Genomic DNA, 21,568 nt, shown 5'->3' with positions numbered 1-21,568 from the left:
CTTATGCAGATCCGCTACCACACGTCCACCGTTCGGCTCGAAGAGCTGCCGCTCGATATCGGTTACGCTTCCGAACGCGTCGAGCTCAAAAACGCTTCGGGCGAAACCTTCCACATCGGCGGCCAGAGCGGAGCGACACAGCTGATCGTCACCGCACCGTTTCTCGATGAGGCCCTGCTCACCCAACTGCGCGAGCTCGACGACCTCCTCTCCCTCAACGCGCTGGACGCGATCACCAAAGCCCTCGTTGTCGCTACCGACAAACACGACGACCCCGAACTGGAAGAATGGCGGTTCGGGATCGACGCGGACGAAGCGTTCGGCGACTACTACGGCATCCGCCTCGCTCCCGGCGAGCTGGGCGGAGAGTTCGCCAAAGCGCTGTTTGTGATTTCAAAAGACGGCGCCCTTTTTTACGACGAGGTTCTCCGCGACCTGAGCGGACCGTTTTCGGTCGAAAACGCCCTTGTCAAAATCGCCGCCGCCCAAAACTGCTACACCGGAAAAGGATGCCACGGATGAATACCCCACTCGAAACGATCAAAAAAGAGATCCGCAACCAGACCACGATCCCCTATTTCGGGATCGGCGTGTTTGAGGGGATCACGACCAAGGAGGGGGAGAACGTCCCCTTTGACAGCGATTCGCTGATCCTCGCCATGAACGGCGGGCGGGCGATGGCACCCCGATTGATGTACGAGTATTCGCGCGCCGCGATGCATCTAGAGCAGCGCCGAGGTGTGGAGTACATGACCCAGCTCATCAACCACATCTACACCAAGCCCTTCGATCCCACCCCCCTGCACAAGGCGATCGTTGACATGTCGCCGCGCTACCTCATCGACACCAACCGCGACACGAAGTTCCAGGAGCTTCTGGCCTACACACCGCACTGCATGATCGTCGGAAAAGCGCGGATATTCGGCAACGACTACCGCTACGAAGTGTACGAATACGACGTCGAGAATCAGAAGTATTTTCTGGTTGACGAAGAGGCGCTGGAGAGTGCGGAAAAAATCCTCTTCAAACCGATGGGTACGCCTCTGCCCAACCCCAGTTTCGTCATCAGCGACGCCGATTACGTCGACTGGCTCACCGAGGCAATGGGAGGCTACGCGGTGCCCAAAGTGCTCAAAACCTATCGTAAAACGCGCAAATACCTCTTTTTGGGGACCTTTTTCGACCGCGACACCGACCGGATGGTCGCCAACGAACTCACCCTCGATCTGGAGGGGGGATACGTCCTCAGCGACAAAGAGTTGGGGAAAAAAGAGCAGAAGTTTATCGACAAACACCATCTCGAAGTGATCAAAATGCCGCTTCGCGAATTCATCCAAGCATTCGTGCAATAAGGAGTCAAAGATGCCCTACATTCCCACCGTCAAAGATGTTTCCCCGCGCGGAGAGCGCTATTTCGACCTCTTCTCCAAACTCCTCGGCGACCGCGTCATCGTCATTACCGAAGCGATCGACGACCACATGATGGGGGTCATCGTCTCCCAGCTGCTCTATCTGGAGGCGATGGACCCGGACGAGCCGATCCACATGTACATCAGCTCCCCCGGCGGCTCGGTGATGGCGGGTCTGGCGATCCTCGATACAATGAACCTCATCAACGCCCCCGTCCATACCTACGCGATGGGTCTGGTCGCCTCGATGGCCGCGGTCCTCTTTACCTGCGGCGAAAAGTCCCACCGCTACATGCTCCCTAACGCCGAGATCATGATCCATCAGCCACTGGGTGGCTATTCGGGTCAGGCGAGCGACATCGAGATCCACACCAAACATATTTTGAATCTCAAACGCCGTTTGTATGTCATCCTCGCCGAAGCGACGGGACAAAGTACCAAGGTGATCGAAAAAGAGTCCGACCGTGACAACTACATGGAAGCCAAAGCGGCGATCGCGTTCGGTCTGGCGGATGAAATCCTCACCAAATTCACCCCAAAGGATGCGTGATGAGTATTGAGAAAACCTGCTCGTTCTGCGGACGCCCCCAGAGCGAAGTCAAAAAGATGTTCTCTTCGGAGACGACCCACATCTGCAACGAGTGCGTCACCACCTGTGCGGGAGTATTACAAAAAGAGGTACGCTACGAGCAGCGCTCCGCGATGCAGCAGCAGCTCCCCGTTCCCGAGAAGATCGTCGAATTCCTCGACAAATACATCATCGGTCAGGAGGAGGCGAAAAAGGTCCTCGCCGTCGCCCTCTACAACCACTACAAACGGATCGAAAATCCGGTCTACAACAACGTCGAGCTGGAAAAATCCAACATCCTCCTCGTCGGCCCGACGGGGAGCGGTAAAACGCTGCTCGCCAAATCGCTCTCCAAAATCATGCAGGTCCCCTTTGCCGTCGCCGATGCGACCGCCCTCACCGAAGCGGGATACGTCGGCGAAGACGTCGAGAGCATCCTCTCCCGCCTCCTCGCCGCAGCGAACTACGACATCGATCTCGCCCAGCGCGGTATCGTCTATATCGACGAAATCGACAAAATCGCCCGCAAAGGAGAGAGCTCTACGATGGGGCGCGACGTATCGGGCGAAGGGGTACAGCAGGGATTATTGAAGATTCTCGAGGGTGCCGAAGTCTACGTACCCGTCAAAGGGAGCCGCAAAAACTCCACGACCGAAACGGTACTTTTCAACACCTCCCACGTCCTTTTCGTCTGCGGCGGCGCATTCGTCGGCCTCGTCCCCGACACCCATACGAAAAAGACGAACAAAGTGGGATTTTCTAAAAGCACGGCGGGCATTGCCGCCAAGCCCAAAAAGATCGACGCCAAAGCGCTGGTCCACTACGGAATGATCCCCGAGTTTATCGGGCGCATCCCCGTCATCGCGCAGCTGGGAGAACTCACCAAAGATCAGATGATCCAGATCCTCACCGAACCGGACAACGCCCTCATCAAGCAGTTTCAGGCGTTTTTTGACATGGACGGCATCGAGCTGAACTTTGACGATAAAGCCCTCGAAGCGGTGGCGCAAAAAGCGATCGATCGGGGTGTCGGAGCACGGGGATTACGGGGAATTATCGAGGAATCGATGCTGCCGCTGCAGTACAGCTGCCCGTCAAAAAAGAATTTGCAGAGCGTCACGATCACCGAAGCGGTGATCGACGATCCGACCCAAGAGCCGATCTACACGTTCAAATCCGAAAAAGAGCAAGAGTAAAGGCATTCCCGCGAATGCGGGCATTGTGCCCCTTGCGGGTAAATCCAGCTTTTATTGTAACTTCTGCGCTACCAGATCATTAACTACCTGAGGGTTTCCTTTTCCCCCCGTCGCTTTGAGCACCTGCCCCACAAAGAACCCGAACAGTTTCGTATTGCCCGCTTTGTACTTTTCGACGTTATCGGGGTTTTTCGCCATCACATCATCGATGATCGGCCCGATCACGGCCGGATCGCTGATCTGCACCAGCCCCTGCGCTTCGACGATCGCTGCGGGATTTTCGCCGCTTTGCACCATCTCTTCAAAGACCTGCTTGGCGATTTTGGTTGAAATAATCTCATCATCGATCATTGTGACCAGTTCGGCGATCTGCGCGGGGGTGAATTTCAGCTCAGCAGAGCCCTTTTCTTTCAGCTCCCGCGCCACTTCGTTGGCGACGATGTTGGCGAGGGTGACCGGGCTGGCGTTTGCCGCGAGCGCCGCTTCATAGAAGCCTGAGAGTTTCTCATCCCGTGCGAGGGTGTTGGCGACTTCGCTATTGAGCTTCAGTTCACCCGTGTATTTGTCAAATCGCGCCTGCTCTTCTTCGCTCATCGGTGCCACTTCACCCTCAACCTGGACTTTTTTCTCCGGAGCCTTGCGTTCACTCTTAGCCGGGGCATCTTCGGCTTTGGCTTTTTTGTTCCACGAGTCTTTAAGCCCTACGATTTTGTTGAATACCGGCGCTTCGTCGGTATAGTCGACCGGATCGGCGTAAAAATACCCCTGACGTTCGAACTGGAAACGGACGTCGGGTTTTTCGGTGATGACGGCGGGTTCGATGAGGGCGTTTTGGATGATTTTGAGCGAATCGGGGTTGAGATCCTCGACCCCCTCCGGCGCTTCGCACGAGTAGAGGCGGTCGTAGAGTCTCACCTCGACCGTTTTGGCGGTGTTCGCTTCGACCCATTGGATAGCGCTTTTCACCTTGATACCGCTCGTGTCGGAGCCGCTTTTGGAATCGGGATGGTATGTTGCGATGATCTCGGTGACGTTGCCCTCAGCGTCTTTGATCACCTCTTTGCAGGTGATGATGTAGGCGTGTTTGAGGCGTACTGGCTGATCCGGTGTGAGACGGTAGAATCCGGCGGGCGGGTTCTCGCTGAAGTCCTCGCGCTCAATGTAGATCTCACGCGAAAACGGGAGTTTCCGGCTCCCCTCTTTGGGGACGTCCTCAGGGTAATACGAAGCGTCAAGCTCTTCGCTCCCCTCATAGTTTTCGATCGTCACTTTGAGCGGGTCGAGGACGCACATCACGCGCGGCACTTTGGTATTGAGATCGTCCCGGATGCAGAACTCCAGCTGTGCGACGTCGACCATCGAGTTGGCTTTGGCGATACCGATCTGATGACAAAAGTTTAAAATCGACTCGGGGGTATACCCTCTTCTTCGGAGTCCCGCAATCGTCGGCATCCGCGGGTCGTCCCAGCCGTTCACATACCCTTCGTTGACCAGTTCGAGGAGCTTTCGTTTGCTCATGACGGTGTAGTTGATCCCGAGCCGTGCAAACTCGTGCTGGTAAGGGCGCGGGGGGTTGAGTCCCAGCGTATCGAGCACCCAGTCGTAAATGTCGCGGTTGTTTTCAAACTCCAGCGTACAGATGGAGTGGGTCACCCCCTCGATATAATCCGAGAGGCAGTGACCGTAATCGTACATCGGGTAGATGTGCCACGCATCCCCTGTGCGGTAGTGATGGGCGTGTCGGATACGGTACAGCAGCGGATCGCGCATCTTCATATTCGCCGCACTCATGTCGATCTTGGCACGTAGAACGTGTTCGCCGTCTTTGAACTCGCCGTTTTTCATCCGCTCCAGCAGGTCGAGATTTTCTTCGACGCTCCGCTCGGCATAGACGCTGCGACGTCCCGGTTCGGTCACCGTTCCGCGATACTCGCGGATCTCCTCTTCGCTCAGGCTGTCGACGTATGCCTTGCCCATTTTGATGAGCTGTTTGGCGTATTCGTAGAGTTCAGGAAAATAATCGGAGGTGTAGCGTACATTCCCCTCCCACTCAAATCCCAGCCATTCTACGGCATCTTTGAGCGCTTCGACGTAGCGGGTGTCTTCCGTCGTCGGGTTGGTATCGTCCATCCGAAGATTACAATGCCCTTTATAGTCCCGCGCGATCCCGAAATTGATCGCGATCGATTTGGCGTGTCCGATGTGGGGGAAGCCGTTAGGCTCGGGAGGGAAACGGGTCACCACCTCGCTGTATTTGCCTGCTTGTAAATCCTCTTCGACAATGGACCGTAAAAAATCTTTGCTCTCGCTCATATAAAAAACCTTCTCAATCGTAATGCTGTACTTAATAAAGTCCGTATTTTATCGAATTAGTTCGATTATAACGATATTCAGAGGCAGAATCTCTCAATAGGATGGTGAAAAACTCATCAATTCCAGACTCGATTTTCTCGTTCCCAACGTCCTCGTTGAGTTTGGGAGCGAGTATAAACGGCTTTTTGAGTTTATTATCTGTCTTCAGTATTAAGATGTTCCCTTATTCGCTCAATCCAGTCATTATCAAGTGTCAATTCCAAAGAAGACATGATTCCACGTTCAATGTCTTTAAAAATAATTTGAATGTTTGACATCAGTTCCCGTTTCAACTCTAAAGCCCGATGTTGAGTCAGCATATTGTTTTCAGCATACAGTTCAAATAGTTCACCAGGCAAGTCGAATGAAAACAATATATCCTCTTCTCGTAAGCGTCTACAATTCGCATGATCATTAACCAAATACCAATAGTTGTCATCCCAACATATTCTGATTCGTGGATTTCTTAGTAAATAGTTTATATCAAATGCTGGTGATGGTGTTAAAAATACAGGAAACCTATTCCCTAACATACCTAGATATGACAAACTCAGTGAGTGGCATGATTGGAATATCTCATTAAAGATACTTTGATCAAGTCTATTACTCGTAGCATAGTCCATCAATATATTCCGATCATTGCTTCTAAGACTGTGTCTTATTGCCCTTCTCAACTCTGACATATTTATATTTATTGAATCATCTGATGTTCCATGGAAGTCTTGGAAAGTTAAGTTTCGTATAGCATCAATAATAGGTAAAAAGTATTTATTATTTTCTAGTTTGATCAAATAAATGTCTTGAGCAAATGCGTACCTTTGTGCTGGATTTGTAAACGAGGAAGATGTAAAAATCGCATATTGGTAATGATATCTAGGTTTAGAAATAGGATTTCGATCGTTTGATACCCAATATTCGTCTACGTCTTTCAAAACACCAACAGCATTTCTTACAATGTCAATACCAACTTTAGAAGTATAAAATTTTGCTTCAAGCAATAATCTTATTGGGTATGAAAAAGGAGGTGACATAATGAAATCAGCTATCGCATCAATCTGATGATTCCAACCTCTTCCTTTCACTTCTAAACCAGATCGACCTATTTTTAAAGTAGGATCACCAGTGGCATCATCTACTGTCAAATAACCTGTTTCTCTTAGTAACTTAAGTAATACTTCTTCTAGTAATAAACCTTTTATTGCGTAAATGGTTGCCAACTGACATTTTCCTTTATAAATAACTGTTTATTATTAGACATTATATGCAATACAGCTTACGAGCGACTAAACATAAAGAGTTTAAAGCTATTAGTTTACATTGTTAAATAAAATAAATAAGAAAATTTATATGATGATAGAAGTGTGCCATCATTGATTATTCATGGAAGACTGAATCAAAAATGTTCAATATTTTGAATTTTACATTATCGAAAGCAATAAAATCACCTCTCCTCCAGTTCTCGAACAAATCTTGCAATCCCTCCTCATAATCTCCGACACACTGAGGACTATCTATGAAACGTGTTTACCTCGACAACAACGCCACCACCAAACTCGACCCGCTCGTCAAGATGAAGATGCAGCCGTTCTTCGAAGAGCTTTACGGAAACCCGAACTCCCTCCACCAATACGGCATGGAAGTACGCCCCTACCTGAACGAAGCGATGGGCTATTTGTACGACGCGCTGAACGCCCCCGACGAGGACGACATCCTCATCACCTCGTGCGCGACGGAGAGCAACAACACCGTCCTCAAGGGGATCTTTTTCAAACATATCCTCCCCGATCCGAGCAAAAACCACATCATCGCTTCGGCGGTCGAGCACCCTTCGGTGCTGGAGACGCTGCACTTTTTGGAAGAACAGGGGGTCGAGGTGACGTTCGTGGACGTCGATGAGTACGGCTACGTGAGCGCCGAACGGCTTGAGGAAGCAATCACGGATCGCACGATCCTGATCTCGATGATGTGGGCGAACAACGAGACGGGGATGATCTTCCCCGTCGACGAAGTGGCCGCCATCGCCAAAGAGCGGGGAATACTGTTTCACACCGACGCGGTGCAGGCGATCGGCAAGGTCAGTGTCGACCTCACGAAAATCCCCGTCGATTATCTGACGTTTTCGGCGCACAAGTTCCACGGTCCCAAGGGGATCGGCGGGCTGTATGTCAAAAAAGGGCGCGAGCTTCCCAATCTCCTCCACGGCGGGGAGCAGATGGGGGGATTGCGCGCGGGTACCCTCAACGTCGCCTACATCATCGGGATGGGGCTGGCGATGAAACAGTCGGTCGGACATATCGACAAGATGAACAGCGACGTGCGCGCCCTGCGTGACCGTCTCGAAGACGCCCTTGCCCTGATCCCCGACACGATTATCGTGGGGGATCGCGCGCGCCGCACCCCGAATACGATCCTGATCTCGCTGCGCGGGATAGAGGGGGAGGCGATGCTGTGGGATCTCAACCGCGCCGGGATCGCCGCCTCGACGGGAAGCGCGTGCGCGTCCGAATCGCTCGAAGCCAATCCGGTCATGACCGCCATCGGCGAGGACCCCGAGCTTGCCCATACGGCGATCCGCCTGAGCCTCAGCCGATTTACGACAAGCGATGAGATCGACTACACCATCGAGGTGTTTACCAAGGCGGTCGAGCGCTTGCGCGCGATCTCGTCGACCTACGCCTACACGAACGAAGTGGGCTGATGCGGCCGTATCGCAATATCTCCGACGACGAGCTTTCATCGCTGGGGGCGCTGCGCGAATGGGACCCCGCCGCTTTGCTGGGGACGCCGCTCCCCGCGCAGGTGCTGTGGGTGCATACCCTACGCGAAAAACACGCGCCGCTTTCCCCTCTCGATAAACGGCTGGTCCGTACCCTCACGGTCCTCGACATTCGCGGCGACGTGATCAAAACCGACTTCGGCAGCTATGCGCTCTACAGCGGAAAAAACATGTTCGTCCCCTGCGGCTGCAAACGCTTTTGCGACTGCTACGGGCAGCTCTATCTTCTCAAACGTCCCTCCTCCTTTTAAAGCAACGGCTGCCGTTTTGCCGTAGTGATTCGGATCGTAACGCATCACCGATTTATCAAAATAGCGATGGATAAAATATAGATTAAAGCGTTATCCGGTGGTATAATCGGTGAACATACTGAATACCGGGACAGCGATGAAACAGACTCTCATCGGAAGCATTATCCTGCTGAGCATGCTCGCACTGCTGGCCGTTTTCCCGCTTTCGGCAGGGTTGTTGGGAGAAAAGGCCCATGCGCTCGACGCCCCTGCCAACCGTCTGAACCCGTGGTTTTTAAAAGACGAAACCGCTTCGGCCGTCCTCGTCTATTTCGGCTACGTCGGGTGTACCTCGATCTGCATCCCCGCGCTGAACGAACTCGCCCCCCTCTATCGGAAAATACAGCGCCGGTCGGACGACGTCTCGTTTTATTTCGTCAACCTCAACCCCACGCAAGACCCGCAATGGGCAGAACCGTTCGCCCGCAGTTTCCATCCCGATTTCAAAGGGGTCTATGCCGATCTGCGACAGGTCTCGCGGCTCGAAAAAGATTTCAACCTCGCCATCAGCGGCGAGTCGGAAATGTCGCATTCCTCGAACCTCTACCTGATGGTGCGTAACGGTTCGGGGTACGAACTCAAACGCATCTACACCACCCACCCCTATCACGAGGCTTCGGTACTCGACGATATCCAAAGGTACACCCGATGATTTCACCGTTTTCCGTCCTGCGCAGACGCGACCGCGAGGAGCTTGCCGCCCATTACCTCGAAGCCGACCGGAACATGATGCTCATCCTTCTCGCCCATGCGTTCATCGCCGTATTCGTCACGTCGAGCTACTATTCGACCTACTGGATCGGCATCTTCGGCAGCGCCCTCATCCTGGGGCTGAGTGCCCTGGCCTACGTTACCGTGCGCGGAACGGTGTGGTTCCGCCTCATCGCCGCCGTCGCGGTGATGATGTTCTCGGCGCTCTACATCCAGCAGCATCTGGGGCGGATCGAGATGCATTTCCATGTCTTTATCGGACTGGCGATCCTGACGATCTACAAAGACACTCTCCCGATGCTGCTGGGGAGCATCACGATCATCGCCCACCATTTCCTCTTCAACTGGTTCCAGTCCCGACAGTTCACGATCGACGGCCACCCGATCATGATTTTCAGCTACGGGTGCGGGATCGAGTACGTCTATCTGCACGGCGTGATGGTCGTCGCCGAAGCGATCGTCCTGGGCTACATCATCCGCTCTTCGATCCAGCAGTTCCTGAGCATCCGCGAGGCGAAAGCGGCTCTGGATCTCTCCAACGAAAAGCTCAACCGCTTCAACCTCCACCTCGAAGAAGAGATCAAAGAGCGGACGCGCGACCTGCAAAGCGCGCTCCAAAAACAGATCGAACTCTCCGAAGACCTCAAACACGCCAAAGAAGAAGCCGATTCGGCCAACCGCCTCAAATCGGAATTCCTCGCCAACATGAGCCATGAAATCCGTACTCCGCTCAATGCCGTCATCGGTTTTGCCGAGCTGCTCGAACAAAAAATCGAAGGGGCCAAAGAGCGGGGATACCTCACCGCCATCAAAAACGGCGGACGGACCCTGCTCTCGCTCATCAACGACATCCTTGATCTCTCCAAGATCGAGGCGGGGCACATGAAAATCGAATACCACCCGGTCAATCTTCACGCTTTTATCAAAGACATCGTGACGCTTTTTCAGGAAACGGCGGAGAAAAAAGGTCTCGTCCTCGATTACAGGATCGAGCCCAAAGTCCCCGACTGGATCATCGCCGATGAGATCCACCTGCGCCAGATTCTCCTAAACCTCCTTTCCAACGCCCTCAAGTTCACCCATCACGGCAGCGTCTCGCTCCGTGTCGCAAACCTCTCGCAGCCCGACGAGGGGAGCGTGGACCTCGCCTTTTCGGTCCAGGACAGCGGGATCGGCATCCCCCTGCACAGCCGCAAAAAGATTTTCGACGCGTTCGTCCAAAACGACGGTCAGGACAGCCGCCAGTACGGTGGAACGGGGCTGGGGCTCTCGATCTGCGACAAACTCGCGCGGCTGATGGACGGGGAGATGGGGCTGGAGAGCGAAGTGGGCGTGGGGAGCACCTTCACGCTCAAACTCTACGGCCTCGAAATCTCCGAACCGCTGTTCCTCGACGAACCGATCGACCACACGCAGGAGTTCGTCTTCGAACGCCGCACGATCCTCATCGTCGACGACATCGCCGAAAACCGCCTTCTTCTCAAAGAGTTCCTGCACGAATACGGCTTTGAGATCGACGAAGCCGAGGACGGGCTTGTCGCGCTCGAGCGGATGCGTAACCGCCATTACGACCTCGTGCTGATGGACATACGGATGCCCAACATGGACGGCTGGCAGGCGATCGGTACCTGGCGGGCCGAAGAGAATCCCGAAAACCCCATCCCCGTCGTCGCCGTCACCGCATCGGTGATGAAACACGACTACGAACGGATCGTGCAGTCGTTCGACGGTTTCCTCGAAAAACCGGTCAGCAAAAATGCCCTGCTGGGGACAATACGTCAGTTCGTCCCCCACTCGGTCCGTACGTTGTCGCCGATCCCGGCGACTCAGGGCGTCGATCTTTCGCAAAGCGGCAGGGAAACCGTGCGCCGGCAGGTTCTGGAACTGCGCTCCGCCGTCGCCGACACCCTCGCATCGGGCGATATGGAAAGTGCCCGTTCACTCGGAGACACCTTCACCCGTATCGGCGAAGCAGAGGGGATCGAAGAGATTGCCGACTACGGCAACCGTCTGCGCGAAGGGGCGGAGAGTTTCGACGTCAACGCCGTCGAACAGTTCCTGAACGCCTATCCCAACTATCTTAAACAATGGAGAGCCGAATAATGCAATCGTGTACCGTTTTGGTGGTCGACGATGAACCCCGCAATATCCAGGTTGTTTCCAATATCCTCAAAGAAGTACAGGGATGCCGCATCCTTTATGCGACCAACGGCGAACAGGCGCTTGAGAGGATCGATAAAAACGACATCGACCTGATCCTCCTGGACATGATGATGCCGGTGATGGACGGGCTCGAAACCTGCAGGCGGCTGCAGGCTTCGCCCCGGCATTCGGACATTCCCGTCATCTTCCTGACCGCCAAAAACGACGAAGAGAGCCTGATTGCCGCGTTCGAAGCGGGTGCGGTGGACTACGTCACCAAACCGTTTCAGCGCCGCGAACTCACCGCACGGGTCAACACCCAGCTCAAACTCCGGATCGCGCAAAAACAGCTCAGCAGTGAACTTTCGGAAAACAAAGAGCTTCTCAAACAATACAAAGAGATCGTCGACCAAAGTTCCATCGTCAGCAAAACCAACCTCGCCGGGGTGATTACCTACGTCAACGACACCTTCTGCGAGATCAGCGGTTTCACGCGCGACGAACTCATCGGCAAGCACCATCGGATCGTCCGCCATCCCGACGTCCCGCGCGAAGTCTACAAGGAGATGTGGGACATTATCCGCTCCAAACGCTCGTGGCACGGGATCGTCAAAAACCGCAAAAAAGACGGCGGGCACTACATCGTCGATTCGTACGTCAGCCCGATCCTCGACAGCAAGGGTGAGATCGTCGAATACATCAGCGTCCGAAACGACATCACCGAAATTTTCGATCTCAAAGAAGAGGTCGAGGCGACCCAGAAAGAGCTCTTTATCACGCTGGGATATGTGGGGGAGAGCCGATCCAAAGAGACGGCGCTGCACGTCCGCAGGGTTGCGGAGTATTCCAAAATTTTGGCCGAGGCCTGCGGCCTCTCGAGCGAAGAAGCCGAACGGCTCTGGCTGATCGCCCCGATGCACGACATCGGGAAAATCGGGATTCCCGACGCCATTTTGAACAAACCGGGGAAACTGACCGAAGAAGAGTTCGACATCATGAAACGCCATGCCGAAATCGGGGCGTCTTTTTTCCGGAATTCCCCCCACCCGCTCCTTCAGGCGGCTGCGATCGTGGCGAACGAGCACCATGAACGCTGGGACGGCAGGGGTTATCCCAAGGGAAACAGCGGAGAGAATATCCACATTTTCGGAAGAATCACCGCGATCGCCGACGTCTTCGACGCACTGGGGTGCAAACGGATCTACAAGAGCGAATGGACCATCGAGAGTATCCTCGATTATTTCCGGCAGGAGCGGGGAAGACATTTCGACCCGAATCTGGTCGATTTGATGTTCGAAAATCTCGAAAGCTTTCTGGAGATACAGGAACGCTTCAAAGACCTCCCCGAAGACTAGTCAAGCGTGATCCGCTCCCCGTAGCGGCGTTTACGCTCGGCAGTATAGGCCCACCACACCTTCGGCTCTCCGCCGTTCATAAAATCGGTGATCGACATCAGCACATCGAGGGCACACGGGTCCTGGCGCTCCCCGAACGCCCGGCAGAACCGGACGTAGAGATCGTAGGGGTCTTCCCCGACGAGCTGGGCGGGGCGGGAAATGCCGATGCGCATCAGATCGTGCGCCATCGTTTTGCCGATGTTGGGGAGGTCGGTAAGCCGTTCGACTTTTTCGCGGATCACTTTGGAGGGGTTCATGGCGTCTCCTTGGCTTCAAAGGTTAAAAACAGGGCGTTTTTCCTTTTCCTGGGGCTGCGGGTTCAGCATCTTTTCCAAAAATCCCTCTTCCCCCTGCAGGGCTGTTTTCTCTTTGGATTGCGCCGTTTTGATGTTTTCGAGCAGATCGGCACTCATCATCCCCTCGGCCGTAGGCGAACTTTTTTCGGACTGTTCGGCTTTCTGGGCTTCGGCCAGTTCTTTCAAAAGCTGTTTGCGAAAATCGCTGACCATCTGGTTCACGTCGATGGGCTGTTCGGGATTCTCTTCTTTGAGTTTCATCAGTTTCTGGCGATACTCTTCGACGAGGGCTTCGATTTTCTCTTCGTTGAGTTCTTGCAGGAACAAAGCGGCCCCTTTGACTTTGAGGTCTTCTTTGAACTTGGCGAGCGCGGCGTCTTCGGCATTGATTTCGTCGCGGGTGCGATACGGCTCTACCGGATAAAGCTGCGCCATAATCTGCGCATAGGCCGAAACATCCTCTGGGGTTTCGAAAGCGTTCGGTATCGGATAGCCTGCCGACGCACCGGATACAGACGAGACGTTCATGGTAAACTCCTCATGGCGGTATACGCCCTACAAGCAAAAACCGTTCTTAAACTTCGTATTCGTCCCCCAACTCGGTACTCGTCGATCGAAGCCGCTCGGCGAGCACCGCCGCGACGCTGCGCATAAACTCGAAAGACGCTTTTTTGTGGCGTTCCGAAAAGCGTTCGAACGCTTCGCGCGAGATCACGTAAACGTCCGTATCGGCCGCCGCGATGGCCATCGTGTACTGCGGGCTTCCTTCCAGAAACGAAAATTCGCCGAAAAAGTTCCCCTGCCCCAGCGTATTGAGATGGATGCTTTTCCCCTCACCCATCGGGAGCGTTACCCGTACCAGCCCCCGGCGGATCAGGAACAGCTCGCATCCCAGGTCGCCCGCAGCGAAAATCGTTTCCCCTTTGTGAAACGTACGGAGTTCGACGAGTCTTTCGATCTCTTCGAGGGTATCGGTGCGGCGTCCCCGGAAAAAATCGAAATGGGCCAGCGTAAGGGGCAGTTCGCTGAATTCCACCTCGCGATTTTCACGGATAATCCTCTCCTCGACCCATTCGATGGCATCGTCGAGGTCGCCGAATACTTTGACGGGACTCATGTGTTTAAGGAGCCCGACGTGGTTGAAAAAAATCTCCAGATCATCCCCCGTCGGCAGCTTGTGCGGCAGACGGCAGAGAATCAGGTATCCCTCTTTTTCGTGCAGGATGTCCTTGATCTGCAACAGGATATGGGCCGCGGTGATGTCCACCGTCTGCACCCGTTTCATGTCGATGATGATGTATTTTTTGTCGGCGAGGTCGTTGCGCAGCACCGAATACAGCTGGTTCGCCGTCCCGAAAAACAGCGTTCCGTGCAGTTCGTAGAGTGCGAACAGATCCCCGCTTTGCCGCAGAATGGCCTCTTCGTCCCGTTTACGGACGATTTTGCTGCGGGCGTCGGTCCCCTCGATCCGCCGGTAGACGACCGACATCCCGATCTGGCGGATAATATAAAGCACCACCGCCAGCGCCAGTCCCACCCCCGCCGCGACGATCAGGCTCACCGAAACGGCGATCACCGCGACGGTCGCGATGATGATGAAATCGAAGGCCGTCTTGGGGTTGCGCACCAGCCGGATGCTGTGACGGTCGATCATCCGCCACCCGATCACAATCAGTATCCCCGAGAGGACGGCAACGGGAATCCAGGCGATGAAGCTGCCCAATACCCAAAACGCGATCACGGCCATCAAAGCGGCAATCAACCCCGAGCGCGCGCTTTCCGAACCCGAGGCGATATTGACCATCGTCGGCCCCATCGTCCCCGATCCGGGCATCCCCCCGATGAGGGCTGAGACGGTATTGGCCGACCCTTGCGCGACCAGTTCGCGGTTCGAATCGTGATAGGAGTGGGTCATCGAATCGACGATCACGCACGTTTTGAGGGTATCGATGGAAAGGAGCGCCGCAAGAGTCAGGGCGGGGAGCAGCAACAATGCCGCATCGTTCAACGAGAATTCTGCCAGGAGACCGAAACGCCCTTCAAGGGCGCCGAAAAAATCGATACCTCCGCTCCCGCCGAGTGTACCGATGACGAAGGGATTGTTCGGGCGGTAGAGCGCAGGGTCCGCCAGCCCCAGCAGAAAATAGGCCGCCGTTCCCGCCGCCAGCGCCGCGATGACCGCCGGCACGTGCCGGACGATCCGATCGGCATAGAGCATCGCCAGTACCGTCGCGGTCCCCACGGCAATGCTTTGCCATTCCCACATAAAAAGGTTCAGCGCCCCGTCCCAGAATCCGACCTCCTCGGGGAGCCCAAGGAATTTGGGAGCCTGCGAGGCGATAATGTAAAGTCCCACCCCGCTGAGATAGCCGCTGACTACGGGAAAAGGCATGTATTTGATCAGCCTCCCCAGCCCTGCAGCCCCAAAAGCGATCTGGATCATCCCCGCCATCAGCGCAACGAGCATGACCATCGTAAATACGCTCTGCGCACCGTATCCGCGCGCGATAAATTCCAGACAAAACGCCGAGAGTACCGCTGCGGCCGGAGCACTCGGAGCCGAAATCAGGCGGTTCGTCCCTCCCATCAGCGCGGCGATGCCTCCGACCGCGACGACACCCAAAATCCCCGCTATCGCACCGTACGCGCCGTAATCGCCTCCGATCGAGGCGTAGACGATGACGCCGAACGCAATCGCCGAGGGGAGCGCGACGAGCATCGCCGCCGTTCCGCCCCAAAAATCACCCATCCATCCCGTTTTCTTCACCATTCGACAAACTTCTTCGCTTTTTCTTTCCATTGTATCCAAAAGGCGATTAGTTTGCCTCCAAGAGGGCGATTCGTGCTACAATCGCGCCCATGATTTTCCATCCCGATACCCGGCTCGGCATCCTTTACATGCTCGCCGCCTCGTTTTTGTTCGCCCTCACCGTCGCGTTTGCCAAACTCCTCTCCTCGTCGATGGGATCGGTCGAAGTAACCTTCTGGCGCAATGCCGTCGGGCTGGTGCTGATCCTTTCCCTCGCGTTTCGCAAACCGATCCGCAACGTCGGAGGACGCCCCTTTACCCTCGTTTTTCGCGGCATTGTGGGAACGGTGGCCTTGCTGGCCTTTTTCTACACGGTCGGCGCGACCACCCTCTCCAACGCCATCGTCTATTCCAAAACCGAACCCATATTTACGGCGATCCTCGCATTTCTTCTGATGGGGGAGCACCTCTCCAAACGGGCGGTTTTAGCGATCGTCGTCGGTTTTACGGGGGTAGTGATGCTCAGCGGGGCCGATTTCGGGTACCTCCACGCGATGGGGCTGCTGACGGGGTTCCTCTCGGCACTGGCCTATACCAGCGTCCGAAGCCTCAAATCCCATTACGACGAACGGACGGTCGTCCTCTCCTTCATGATCTTCGGGGTTCTGATCCCCGCGGCACTCATGATCGCGGCGGAACGCTACACCTCGGAACTGTTTGCCTTCGCCCTCAGCCCGTTCGTGATCCCCAAGGGGCGTGACTGGCTGTGGATCGTCCTGATGGGGAGTGCGGCGGCCTACGGACAGATCTTTATGACCCGCGCCTATTTTTACGCCAAAGCGGGGATCGTGAGCACGACGAGTTATTCGGTCGTTTTGTTTGCGACGGCGTTTGGAATCGTTTTGGGGGATGCGCTGCCGACCCCGATGGTAATCGCGGGGGGAGCGCTGGTTGTCCTCAGCGGTATTTTGCTGATCCGCAGCCGCTGAATCAGAATTTCGAGCCGATCGTTTCGGCGATTTTCTCGCCCGCACGTTCGAGGGGCATATCGCTGTAGGGGGCTTTGGTAGGGGTTGTGTTGGTTTCGGCAGGTTCAGCCGCCGGAACGTTTGGCGGAGTCTGCGCCGCAGGCAGGGTCGAGACATTCGTCTCTTCGCTGGCATTGGCTTCGGCTGCTTTGCGTTCGGCGAGATACGCATCGAGATAAAACGCCTTGAAGACCAAAAAAGCGATGATGAGGGCAACCGCATACACTACTAAACGCATCGCGTCTCCTTCTACTAATTCTAACTTGTCTGACGTTATGTTAGCAGACAATTGTCAACGAATCGACCGGTTTGGTAAACGCCGCCGCCTCAATAGCGCATATCCAGCCTGATCCGAAACGAACGCGGTTCGCCCGGATGGACCATGTGATCGGCAACGCCCGCGGCTTCGGACGCCAGCCGCGATTCGTAAAAATACTCGATATCGTAGGTTTTACGGTTGAAAAGATTGTACACGTCCAACGCGAGATCAACGTTTTTCGCAATCCGGCGTCCGGCTTTGAGATTGACAAGCGTCGAAGGTTTCGAGCGCTGCGTATTCTCCTCGTTCAGCGCGCGGCTTCCGAAATAACGGAGCCGAAGCCCGCCAAACCAACCGTTATAGTCGGTTACGGCCGCTCCAAGCGATACCACCTGCTCGATCGCTTCGGGAACGTATTTCCCTCCTGCCGAAGCGGGATCCCTGTAACGGGCGCGGGAGACTGCGGCATCGGCATCGAGGATAAACCACGGTGCGGGGGTCCAGTAGTTGGCCCATTCGATTCCCATCCGTCGCGAAGGGCCGGTTGCTTCGGTCCCGCCGGTGTCTCCGGCAAAGACCAGTTCCGAATCGCTTTGCATCATCCACAACGACAATGCCGTCTGCAAGCCGCTCACCGAGCGGTTTTGTACGCCGATTTCGGCCCCTTTGGTCCGTACCAGCGGCGTGGCCGGATCGGATTCCTTCGTCACCCCCCTGGCGTCGTTGCTGTGAAATCCGTACCCGCCGTTGAGGAATATCTCCGTTTGGCCCCACGGTCCGAAGATCAATCCCAGTTTCGGGCTCAGGATCGAATCGTGGACCGTTCCCGAATCGGCGGGATTGACCCCGCTTTCGACGCCGAAACGGTAGGTGTCCCCCCGAATTCCGAGGGTGACCCGCACTTTGTCTGCCGCTTCGATCTCCTCCTGCCAGTACGCTCCCGCCGCACTCTCATCGACACGGTCCGAGGTCACGGGGCTGACGAATACGCGGTTTTGGGTGTTGGAGAGGGAGACGTTTCGGATCGCGTCGTGGCGCAGCTGCAAACCGTACGTGCGAATCGAATCGGCACCGAAAAAAGACCCTGCTTCGGTCCGTTTCGCTTCACCGCCAAGAATGGTGCGTGCGTCTTTTTGTCGGAACTGGTCTCCGTGTAGGGGGTCGTTCAGAAAATACGTGAAATTCGAATACAAATCAAGCCCGTAATCGATGACGTATGCGTTCAGGCTCGTCACGCCTCGGCTGTCGCGGCGTTCGTATTCTCCCGACAGGCTGTAACGGTGGGTTGTACCTCCGTCTGAAGTATCCAGTGAACCGTAGCGTCCGATCAGGCCGCTGTCGATCGCCCGAACGGGAACATGGTTCGTCGCGTCCCATTCTCCGCGATACCCCATGGCGGTAATTTTGTACCGCCGATTCGCCGATTCTTTCGTATAGCTCACGACACCGTTGAAACGCTCGTACCCTTCGGGATGATCCCACGGACCGTCGTTATGAAAATATTCCAGCGCGTACAGCAGCGTCCCCCCGTCCGCTTCGAACGAGTCGATATTCAACACCCTTCGGTGGCCGAAACTCCCCCCGGTGACGCTCACCAGACCCGCATCGAACCGATCGGCGTAGCGGATACGGGCGCTTCCGGTGGAGGCAAAATCTCCTTCCGACGCATAATAGGGCCCTTTTTTATACGTAATCTGCGAAATCAGCTCCGGGATCAGGAAATTGAGATCGTTGTACCCCTGCCCGTGGGCATGGGTGGGAAGATTCGTCGGCATCCCCTCGATCGTGGTGTAAAAATCGGTCCCGTGATCGAGGCTGAACCCCCGCAGAAAATACTGGTTCGCTTTGCCGTCGCCGCTGTGCTGGGTCACGATCAATCCCGGAACCGTTTCGAGCACTTCGGCAGGACGGAGCAGCGGACGTTCCTCCAGCTGCCGGGCGTTCACCGTCCCCTCTCCCGCAGAGGTGCGGGACGCAGCGGCGTCGGCAGCGGCCTCGACGGTGACGCCGGGAACAAAGATGTCGGAGATGGTTTGTTCTCCCCCTGCGTATAACGGAGAAACGGCACCCAAAACGGCAAAGATGCGGCCGGCAACCCGATGATCCACGCTCCACCCCCTCGATCGGTAATATTTTTTTTATTTTAGTATTATTATCCTCTCCCCATTAAAATAAACTGAATGATTGTTCATTGACTTTTTCCCGACACGGTGTTTGCTATAATGACGGGGAAAAAACGGACAGGAGCGGAGATGGCCAACGACGCAATCATACGGTTCAGCGTTTCGCTCCCCGAAGAGCTGCTGATCTCGCTGGACAACCAAATTATCAATCAGGGGTACGTTTCCCGTTCGGAATTTATCCGTGACCTCATCCGCGAGCAGATCGTCGAAGACCGGTGGAATAGCGGGGAAGATGCAGTCATCGGCGTATTGACGTTGATTTACGACCATCACCAGCGTGATCTTCTTCAAAAAATGACGGATTTTCAGCACGATACCGATGCGCAGGTACTGTGCAATACCCACATCCACATCGATCACCATAACTGCCTCGAAACGATTATGATCAAAGGTACGGCGCATCAGGTGGAAGAGCTGGCCGGCAAAATCAGCGGCCTCAAAGGGATCAATTTTTCAAAACTGACGAAAACCGCCACGTTCTGAGTGTCCGGCAGGGGAAAAGGATTCGACGGGAAGCGCTCGTCCAGGCGCCGCCCTCACCCCGCTTCTTCGAGACCGTCCGGTTCTTCCTGCACAAGACGCCCCACCCCGCGATCTTCGAGGGGGATGTCGCTCCGGCACGGTTTTTCTTTGTAAAGAGGCGATTTGAGGATTCCCTCTTTCGTCCTTCCCAGTTTGTAGATCGTTTCGTTGCGAAAATGTTCATCGAAAGCCGCGCTAAAGGGCATATCCCACGTGATGCACCCGATGCTCGGGCAGATCGCGGCACACTGCGGATCGTCATAGATGCCGACGCATTCGACACACTTCTCGGGCTGGACGTAATAGCGTTTTTCCCCTACCGGGTTGTGCGCATCGTCGAGAATCGCCCCCACGGGACATTGCTGTAAACAGGCATCGCAGGTGATGCAGGTATCGTTGATGATAACGGACATGATGTTACCCCTTGTCTTTTGAAGTGTGTAGAATACGCAACAGCCACGGGGGCGGATTGCCCAGCAGCAGTTCCTGGAGCTTGGCGATCGAGTCGTCGATCCGATCGTTTTCGCCGCAGCGCAGGGGATGGATTTTTTCGGCCAGCACCAGTTTCGATGCCGTCGGCCCGATCTGCGAGCAATACAGAATGTCCGCTTCCCTGACCGTACCGATTTTGTAGGCGAGTTTCTCGTGCTCGTCGGCGATCGCATCTTCGGAACTGTCGATCGTCTTGACGTATTCGGCGCTCTGGGGGGTTACGCGGTAGAGTTCAAAACTTTTCGACCACCCGAAATGCTGATTGACAAAAACGCCGTCGGAAGAGGCAAACGCGACGAGCACGGTCCCCTCCCCTTAGACCGCGACCGCTTCGTGCGCTTCGCGCGCGGCGATGGAGATCTCTTCCTTGAACGGCTGAGGCGAAACCTCGGGAGTCAGTACCCCCCGTTTTTTCGACTCGCCGATGACGTAATCGGCACTGTTGACGAAATAGTCGTTGTATTCGGCCGTGTAAGGCATATCCCAGACGATGCACCCCTCGGTGGGGCACTCGGCCGCACAGGCGGGCGTTTCGGCATGGCCGACGCACTCGATGCATTTTTCGGGTTTGACGTAGGTGTATTCCCAGTCGCTGCGCGGGGAATCGCCTTCGCTTACGATTGCGCCCACCGGGCACACCTCGATACAGGCATCGCAGTTGATGCACAAATCGTTAATCATTACCGCCATTGTAAACTCCTTGTCGGATGGTAAAGGTTAATACGCTTCTGTCGCGATTTATCCGTACTAAACCGGATACAGCTTCTCTTTGCATTTTTCATACGAGAGCGACTCGACCGGCGGGGTGAGCTTGATGTCCACCGCTTTGAGCAGCAGCGTCACCTCGCACCCTTCGCACAACTCCATCCGTTCAAACGCGTCGGTCGTGATGAGGGAATTAAGGGCCCCGCAGGGGGTCTGGACGCTTACTTCGCTGAGCACCGTCCCCTTACGGAAACGATGCAGTTGTCCTTGGAGACGGTTCTCGATCGACACGCTCTCTTCTTTGGTTCCGCGGCAGATCGCGATGGCCGCTTCCTGAACGCGGCATTCCACCTCGTCGCCGACACTGAGCCATGAAGGGGTCTGCGTTTTGAGGAGCTTGAGAAGCATGTCGGCCGCACGCACGGTGATACAGCTGAAGAATTCGTCGCTGTTGATCGCTTCAACGGTGGCATGAAACGTATTCATACGCCAC

22 protein-coding genes are annotated in these 21,568 nt (G+C 55.2%); 11 read left to right on the top strand and 11 right to left on the bottom strand.

The genetic code is table 11. From position 1 onward, the window contains the following. The first annotated feature begins 3 nt into the window (after positions 1-3). Genes AB1763_07850 through clpX form a run of 4 tightly spaced genes read left to right on the top strand, consistent with a single transcriptional unit; the run spans position 4 to position 3,173 of the window. Positions 4-522, top strand: a complete 519-nt coding sequence (locus AB1763_07850; GenBank protein ID MEW5832733.1) for a hypothetical protein — start codon at positions 4-6, stop codon at positions 520-522. Further along, complete coding sequence (locus AB1763_07845; GenBank protein ID MEW5832732.1) at positions 519-1,352, top strand: hypothetical protein; 834 nt, start codon at positions 519-521, stop codon at positions 1,350-1,352. Before AB1763_07850 ends, AB1763_07845 begins: the two co-directional genes overlap by 4 nt. A gap of 10 nt (positions 1,353-1,362) precedes the next feature. Next, a complete protein-coding gene (locus AB1763_07840; GenBank protein ID MEW5832731.1) occupies positions 1,363-1,959 on the top strand; it encodes an ATP-dependent Clp protease proteolytic subunit in 597 nt (198 codons plus the stop codon). Beyond that, positions 1,959-3,173: an ATP-dependent Clp protease ATP-binding subunit ClpX gene (gene clpX / locus AB1763_07835; protein ID MEW5832730.1), complete on the top strand. Its 1,215-nt coding sequence runs from the start codon at positions 1,959-1,961 to the stop codon at positions 3,171-3,173. The genes AB1763_07840 and clpX overlap by 1 nt, the downstream gene beginning before the upstream one ends. Positions 3,174-3,224: 51 nt before the next feature. Here clpX and AB1763_07830 read toward each other — a convergent pair whose 3' ends face one another. Together AB1763_07830 and AB1763_07825 are read right to left on the bottom strand one after the other, a co-directional pair. Then, complete coding sequence (locus tag AB1763_07830) at positions 3,225-5,486, bottom strand: glutamine--tRNA ligase/YqeY domain fusion protein (protein MEW5832729.1); 2,262 nt, start codon at positions 5,484-5,486, stop codon at positions 3,225-3,227. A gap of 194 nt (positions 5,487-5,680) precedes the next feature. Further along, positions 5,681-6,742 (bottom strand): hypothetical protein, encoded by a 1,062-nt coding sequence (locus AB1763_07825; protein ID MEW5832728.1) that lies wholly within the window; start codon positions 6,740-6,742, stop codon positions 5,681-5,683. Between the two features lie 296 nt (positions 6,743-7,038). Here AB1763_07825 and AB1763_07820 point away from each other — a divergent pair, with 296 nt between their 5' ends. From AB1763_07820 to AB1763_07800, 5 genes are all read left to right on the top strand, one after another. After that, a complete protein-coding gene (locus AB1763_07820; GenBank protein ID MEW5832727.1) occupies positions 7,039-8,223 on the top strand; it encodes a NifS family cysteine desulfurase in 1,185 nt (394 codons plus the stop codon). Further along, complete coding sequence (locus tag AB1763_07815) at positions 8,223-8,552, top strand: hypothetical protein (GenBank protein MEW5832726.1); 330 nt, start codon at positions 8,223-8,225, stop codon at positions 8,550-8,552. Before AB1763_07820 ends, AB1763_07815 begins: the two co-directional genes overlap by 1 nt. A gap of 136 nt (positions 8,553-8,688) precedes the next feature. Further along, a complete protein-coding gene (locus AB1763_07810) occupies positions 8,689-9,243 on the top strand; it encodes an SCO family protein (GenBank protein MEW5832725.1) in 555 nt (184 codons plus the stop codon). Beyond that, entirely contained in the window at positions 9,240-11,405 is a 2,166-nt protein-coding gene (locus AB1763_07805) for an ATP-binding protein (protein MEW5832724.1), read from the top strand. Before AB1763_07810 ends, AB1763_07805 begins: the two co-directional genes overlap by 4 nt. Then, positions 11,405-12,799 (top strand): response regulator, encoded by a 1,395-nt coding sequence (locus tag AB1763_07800; GenBank protein ID MEW5832723.1) that lies wholly within the window; start codon positions 11,405-11,407, stop codon positions 12,797-12,799. Before AB1763_07805 ends, AB1763_07800 begins: the two co-directional genes overlap by 1 nt. Here the strand turns inward: AB1763_07800 and AB1763_07795 are convergent. The 3 genes from AB1763_07795 to AB1763_07785 are packed head-to-tail and all read right to left on the bottom strand — an operon-like array spanning position 12,796 to position 15,886. Further along, complete coding sequence (locus AB1763_07795) at positions 12,796-13,098, bottom strand: helix-hairpin-helix domain-containing protein (GenBank protein ID MEW5832722.1); 303 nt, start codon at positions 13,096-13,098, stop codon at positions 12,796-12,798. The two genes, AB1763_07800 and AB1763_07795, sit on opposite strands and share 4 nt — an antisense overlap. Before the next feature lie 15 nt (positions 13,099-13,113). Then, a complete protein-coding gene (locus AB1763_07790; protein MEW5832721.1) occupies positions 13,114-13,665 on the bottom strand; it encodes a hypothetical protein in 552 nt (183 codons plus the stop codon). Between the two features lie 46 nt (positions 13,666-13,711). Beyond that, positions 13,712-15,886 (bottom strand): SulP family inorganic anion transporter, encoded by a 2,175-nt coding sequence (locus tag AB1763_07785; protein ID MEW5832720.1) that lies wholly within the window; start codon positions 15,884-15,886, stop codon positions 13,712-13,714. A 110-nt stretch (positions 15,887-15,996) separates the two neighbouring features. On the opposite strand from AB1763_07785, the gene AB1763_07780 reads away from it, so the two are divergent. Beyond that, the gene (locus tag AB1763_07780) at positions 15,997-16,875 is read left to right on the top strand and encodes a DMT family transporter (GenBank protein ID MEW5832719.1); all 879 of its coding nucleotides are present in this window, start codon (positions 15,997-15,999) and stop codon (positions 16,873-16,875) included. Between the two features lies 1 nt (position 16,876). Here AB1763_07780 and AB1763_07775 read toward each other — a convergent pair whose 3' ends face one another. Next, the gene (locus AB1763_07775; GenBank protein MEW5832718.1) at positions 16,877-17,152 is read right to left on the bottom strand and encodes a hypothetical protein; all 276 of its coding nucleotides are present in this window, start codon (positions 17,150-17,152) and stop codon (positions 16,877-16,879) included. 89 nt (positions 17,153-17,241) lie between these two features. After that, on the bottom strand, positions 17,242-19,281 hold the full coding sequence (locus AB1763_07770; GenBank protein ID MEW5832717.1) for a TonB-dependent receptor: 2,040 nt from the start codon (positions 19,279-19,281) through the stop codon (positions 17,242-17,244). A 144-nt stretch (positions 19,282-19,425) separates the two neighbouring features. Between AB1763_07770 and nikR the strand changes: the two genes are divergently transcribed. Then, positions 19,426-19,839: a nickel-responsive transcriptional regulator NikR gene (nikR, locus tag AB1763_07765; protein ID MEW5832716.1), complete on the top strand. Its 414-nt coding sequence runs from the start codon at positions 19,426-19,428 to the stop codon at positions 19,837-19,839. Positions 19,840-19,892: 53 nt separating this feature from the next. On the opposite strand, the gene AB1763_07760 is transcribed toward nikR, so the two are convergent. Genes AB1763_07760 through AB1763_07745 form a run of 4 tightly spaced genes read right to left on the bottom strand, consistent with a single transcriptional unit; the run spans position 19,893 to position 21,561 of the window. Continuing rightward, positions 19,893-20,291, bottom strand: coding sequence for a 4Fe-4S dicluster domain-containing protein (locus AB1763_07760; GenBank protein ID MEW5832715.1), 399 nt, complete (start codon positions 20,289-20,291; stop codon positions 19,893-19,895). Between the two features lie 4 nt (positions 20,292-20,295). Beyond that, on the bottom strand, positions 20,296-20,673 hold the full coding sequence (locus tag AB1763_07755; GenBank protein MEW5832714.1) for a NifB/NifX family molybdenum-iron cluster-binding protein: 378 nt from the start codon (positions 20,671-20,673) through the stop codon (positions 20,296-20,298). A gap of 12 nt (positions 20,674-20,685) precedes the next feature. Then, complete coding sequence (locus AB1763_07750; protein MEW5832713.1) at positions 20,686-21,060, bottom strand: 4Fe-4S dicluster domain-containing protein; 375 nt, start codon at positions 21,058-21,060, stop codon at positions 20,686-20,688. 57 nt (positions 21,061-21,117) lie between these two features. Next, complete coding sequence (locus tag AB1763_07745) at positions 21,118-21,561, bottom strand: TOBE domain-containing protein (GenBank protein ID MEW5832712.1); 444 nt, start codon at positions 21,559-21,561, stop codon at positions 21,118-21,120. Between the last annotated feature and the right edge of the window lie 7 nt (positions 21,562-21,568).

It is taken from the genome of Campylobacterota bacterium (genome assembly GCA_040752835.1).
In the GTDB taxonomy this organism is placed as follows: domain Bacteria; phylum Campylobacterota; class Campylobacteria; order Campylobacterales; family Sulfurimonadaceae; genus Sulfuricurvum.
This window is presented reverse-complemented; position numbering and strand designations above follow the sequence as displayed.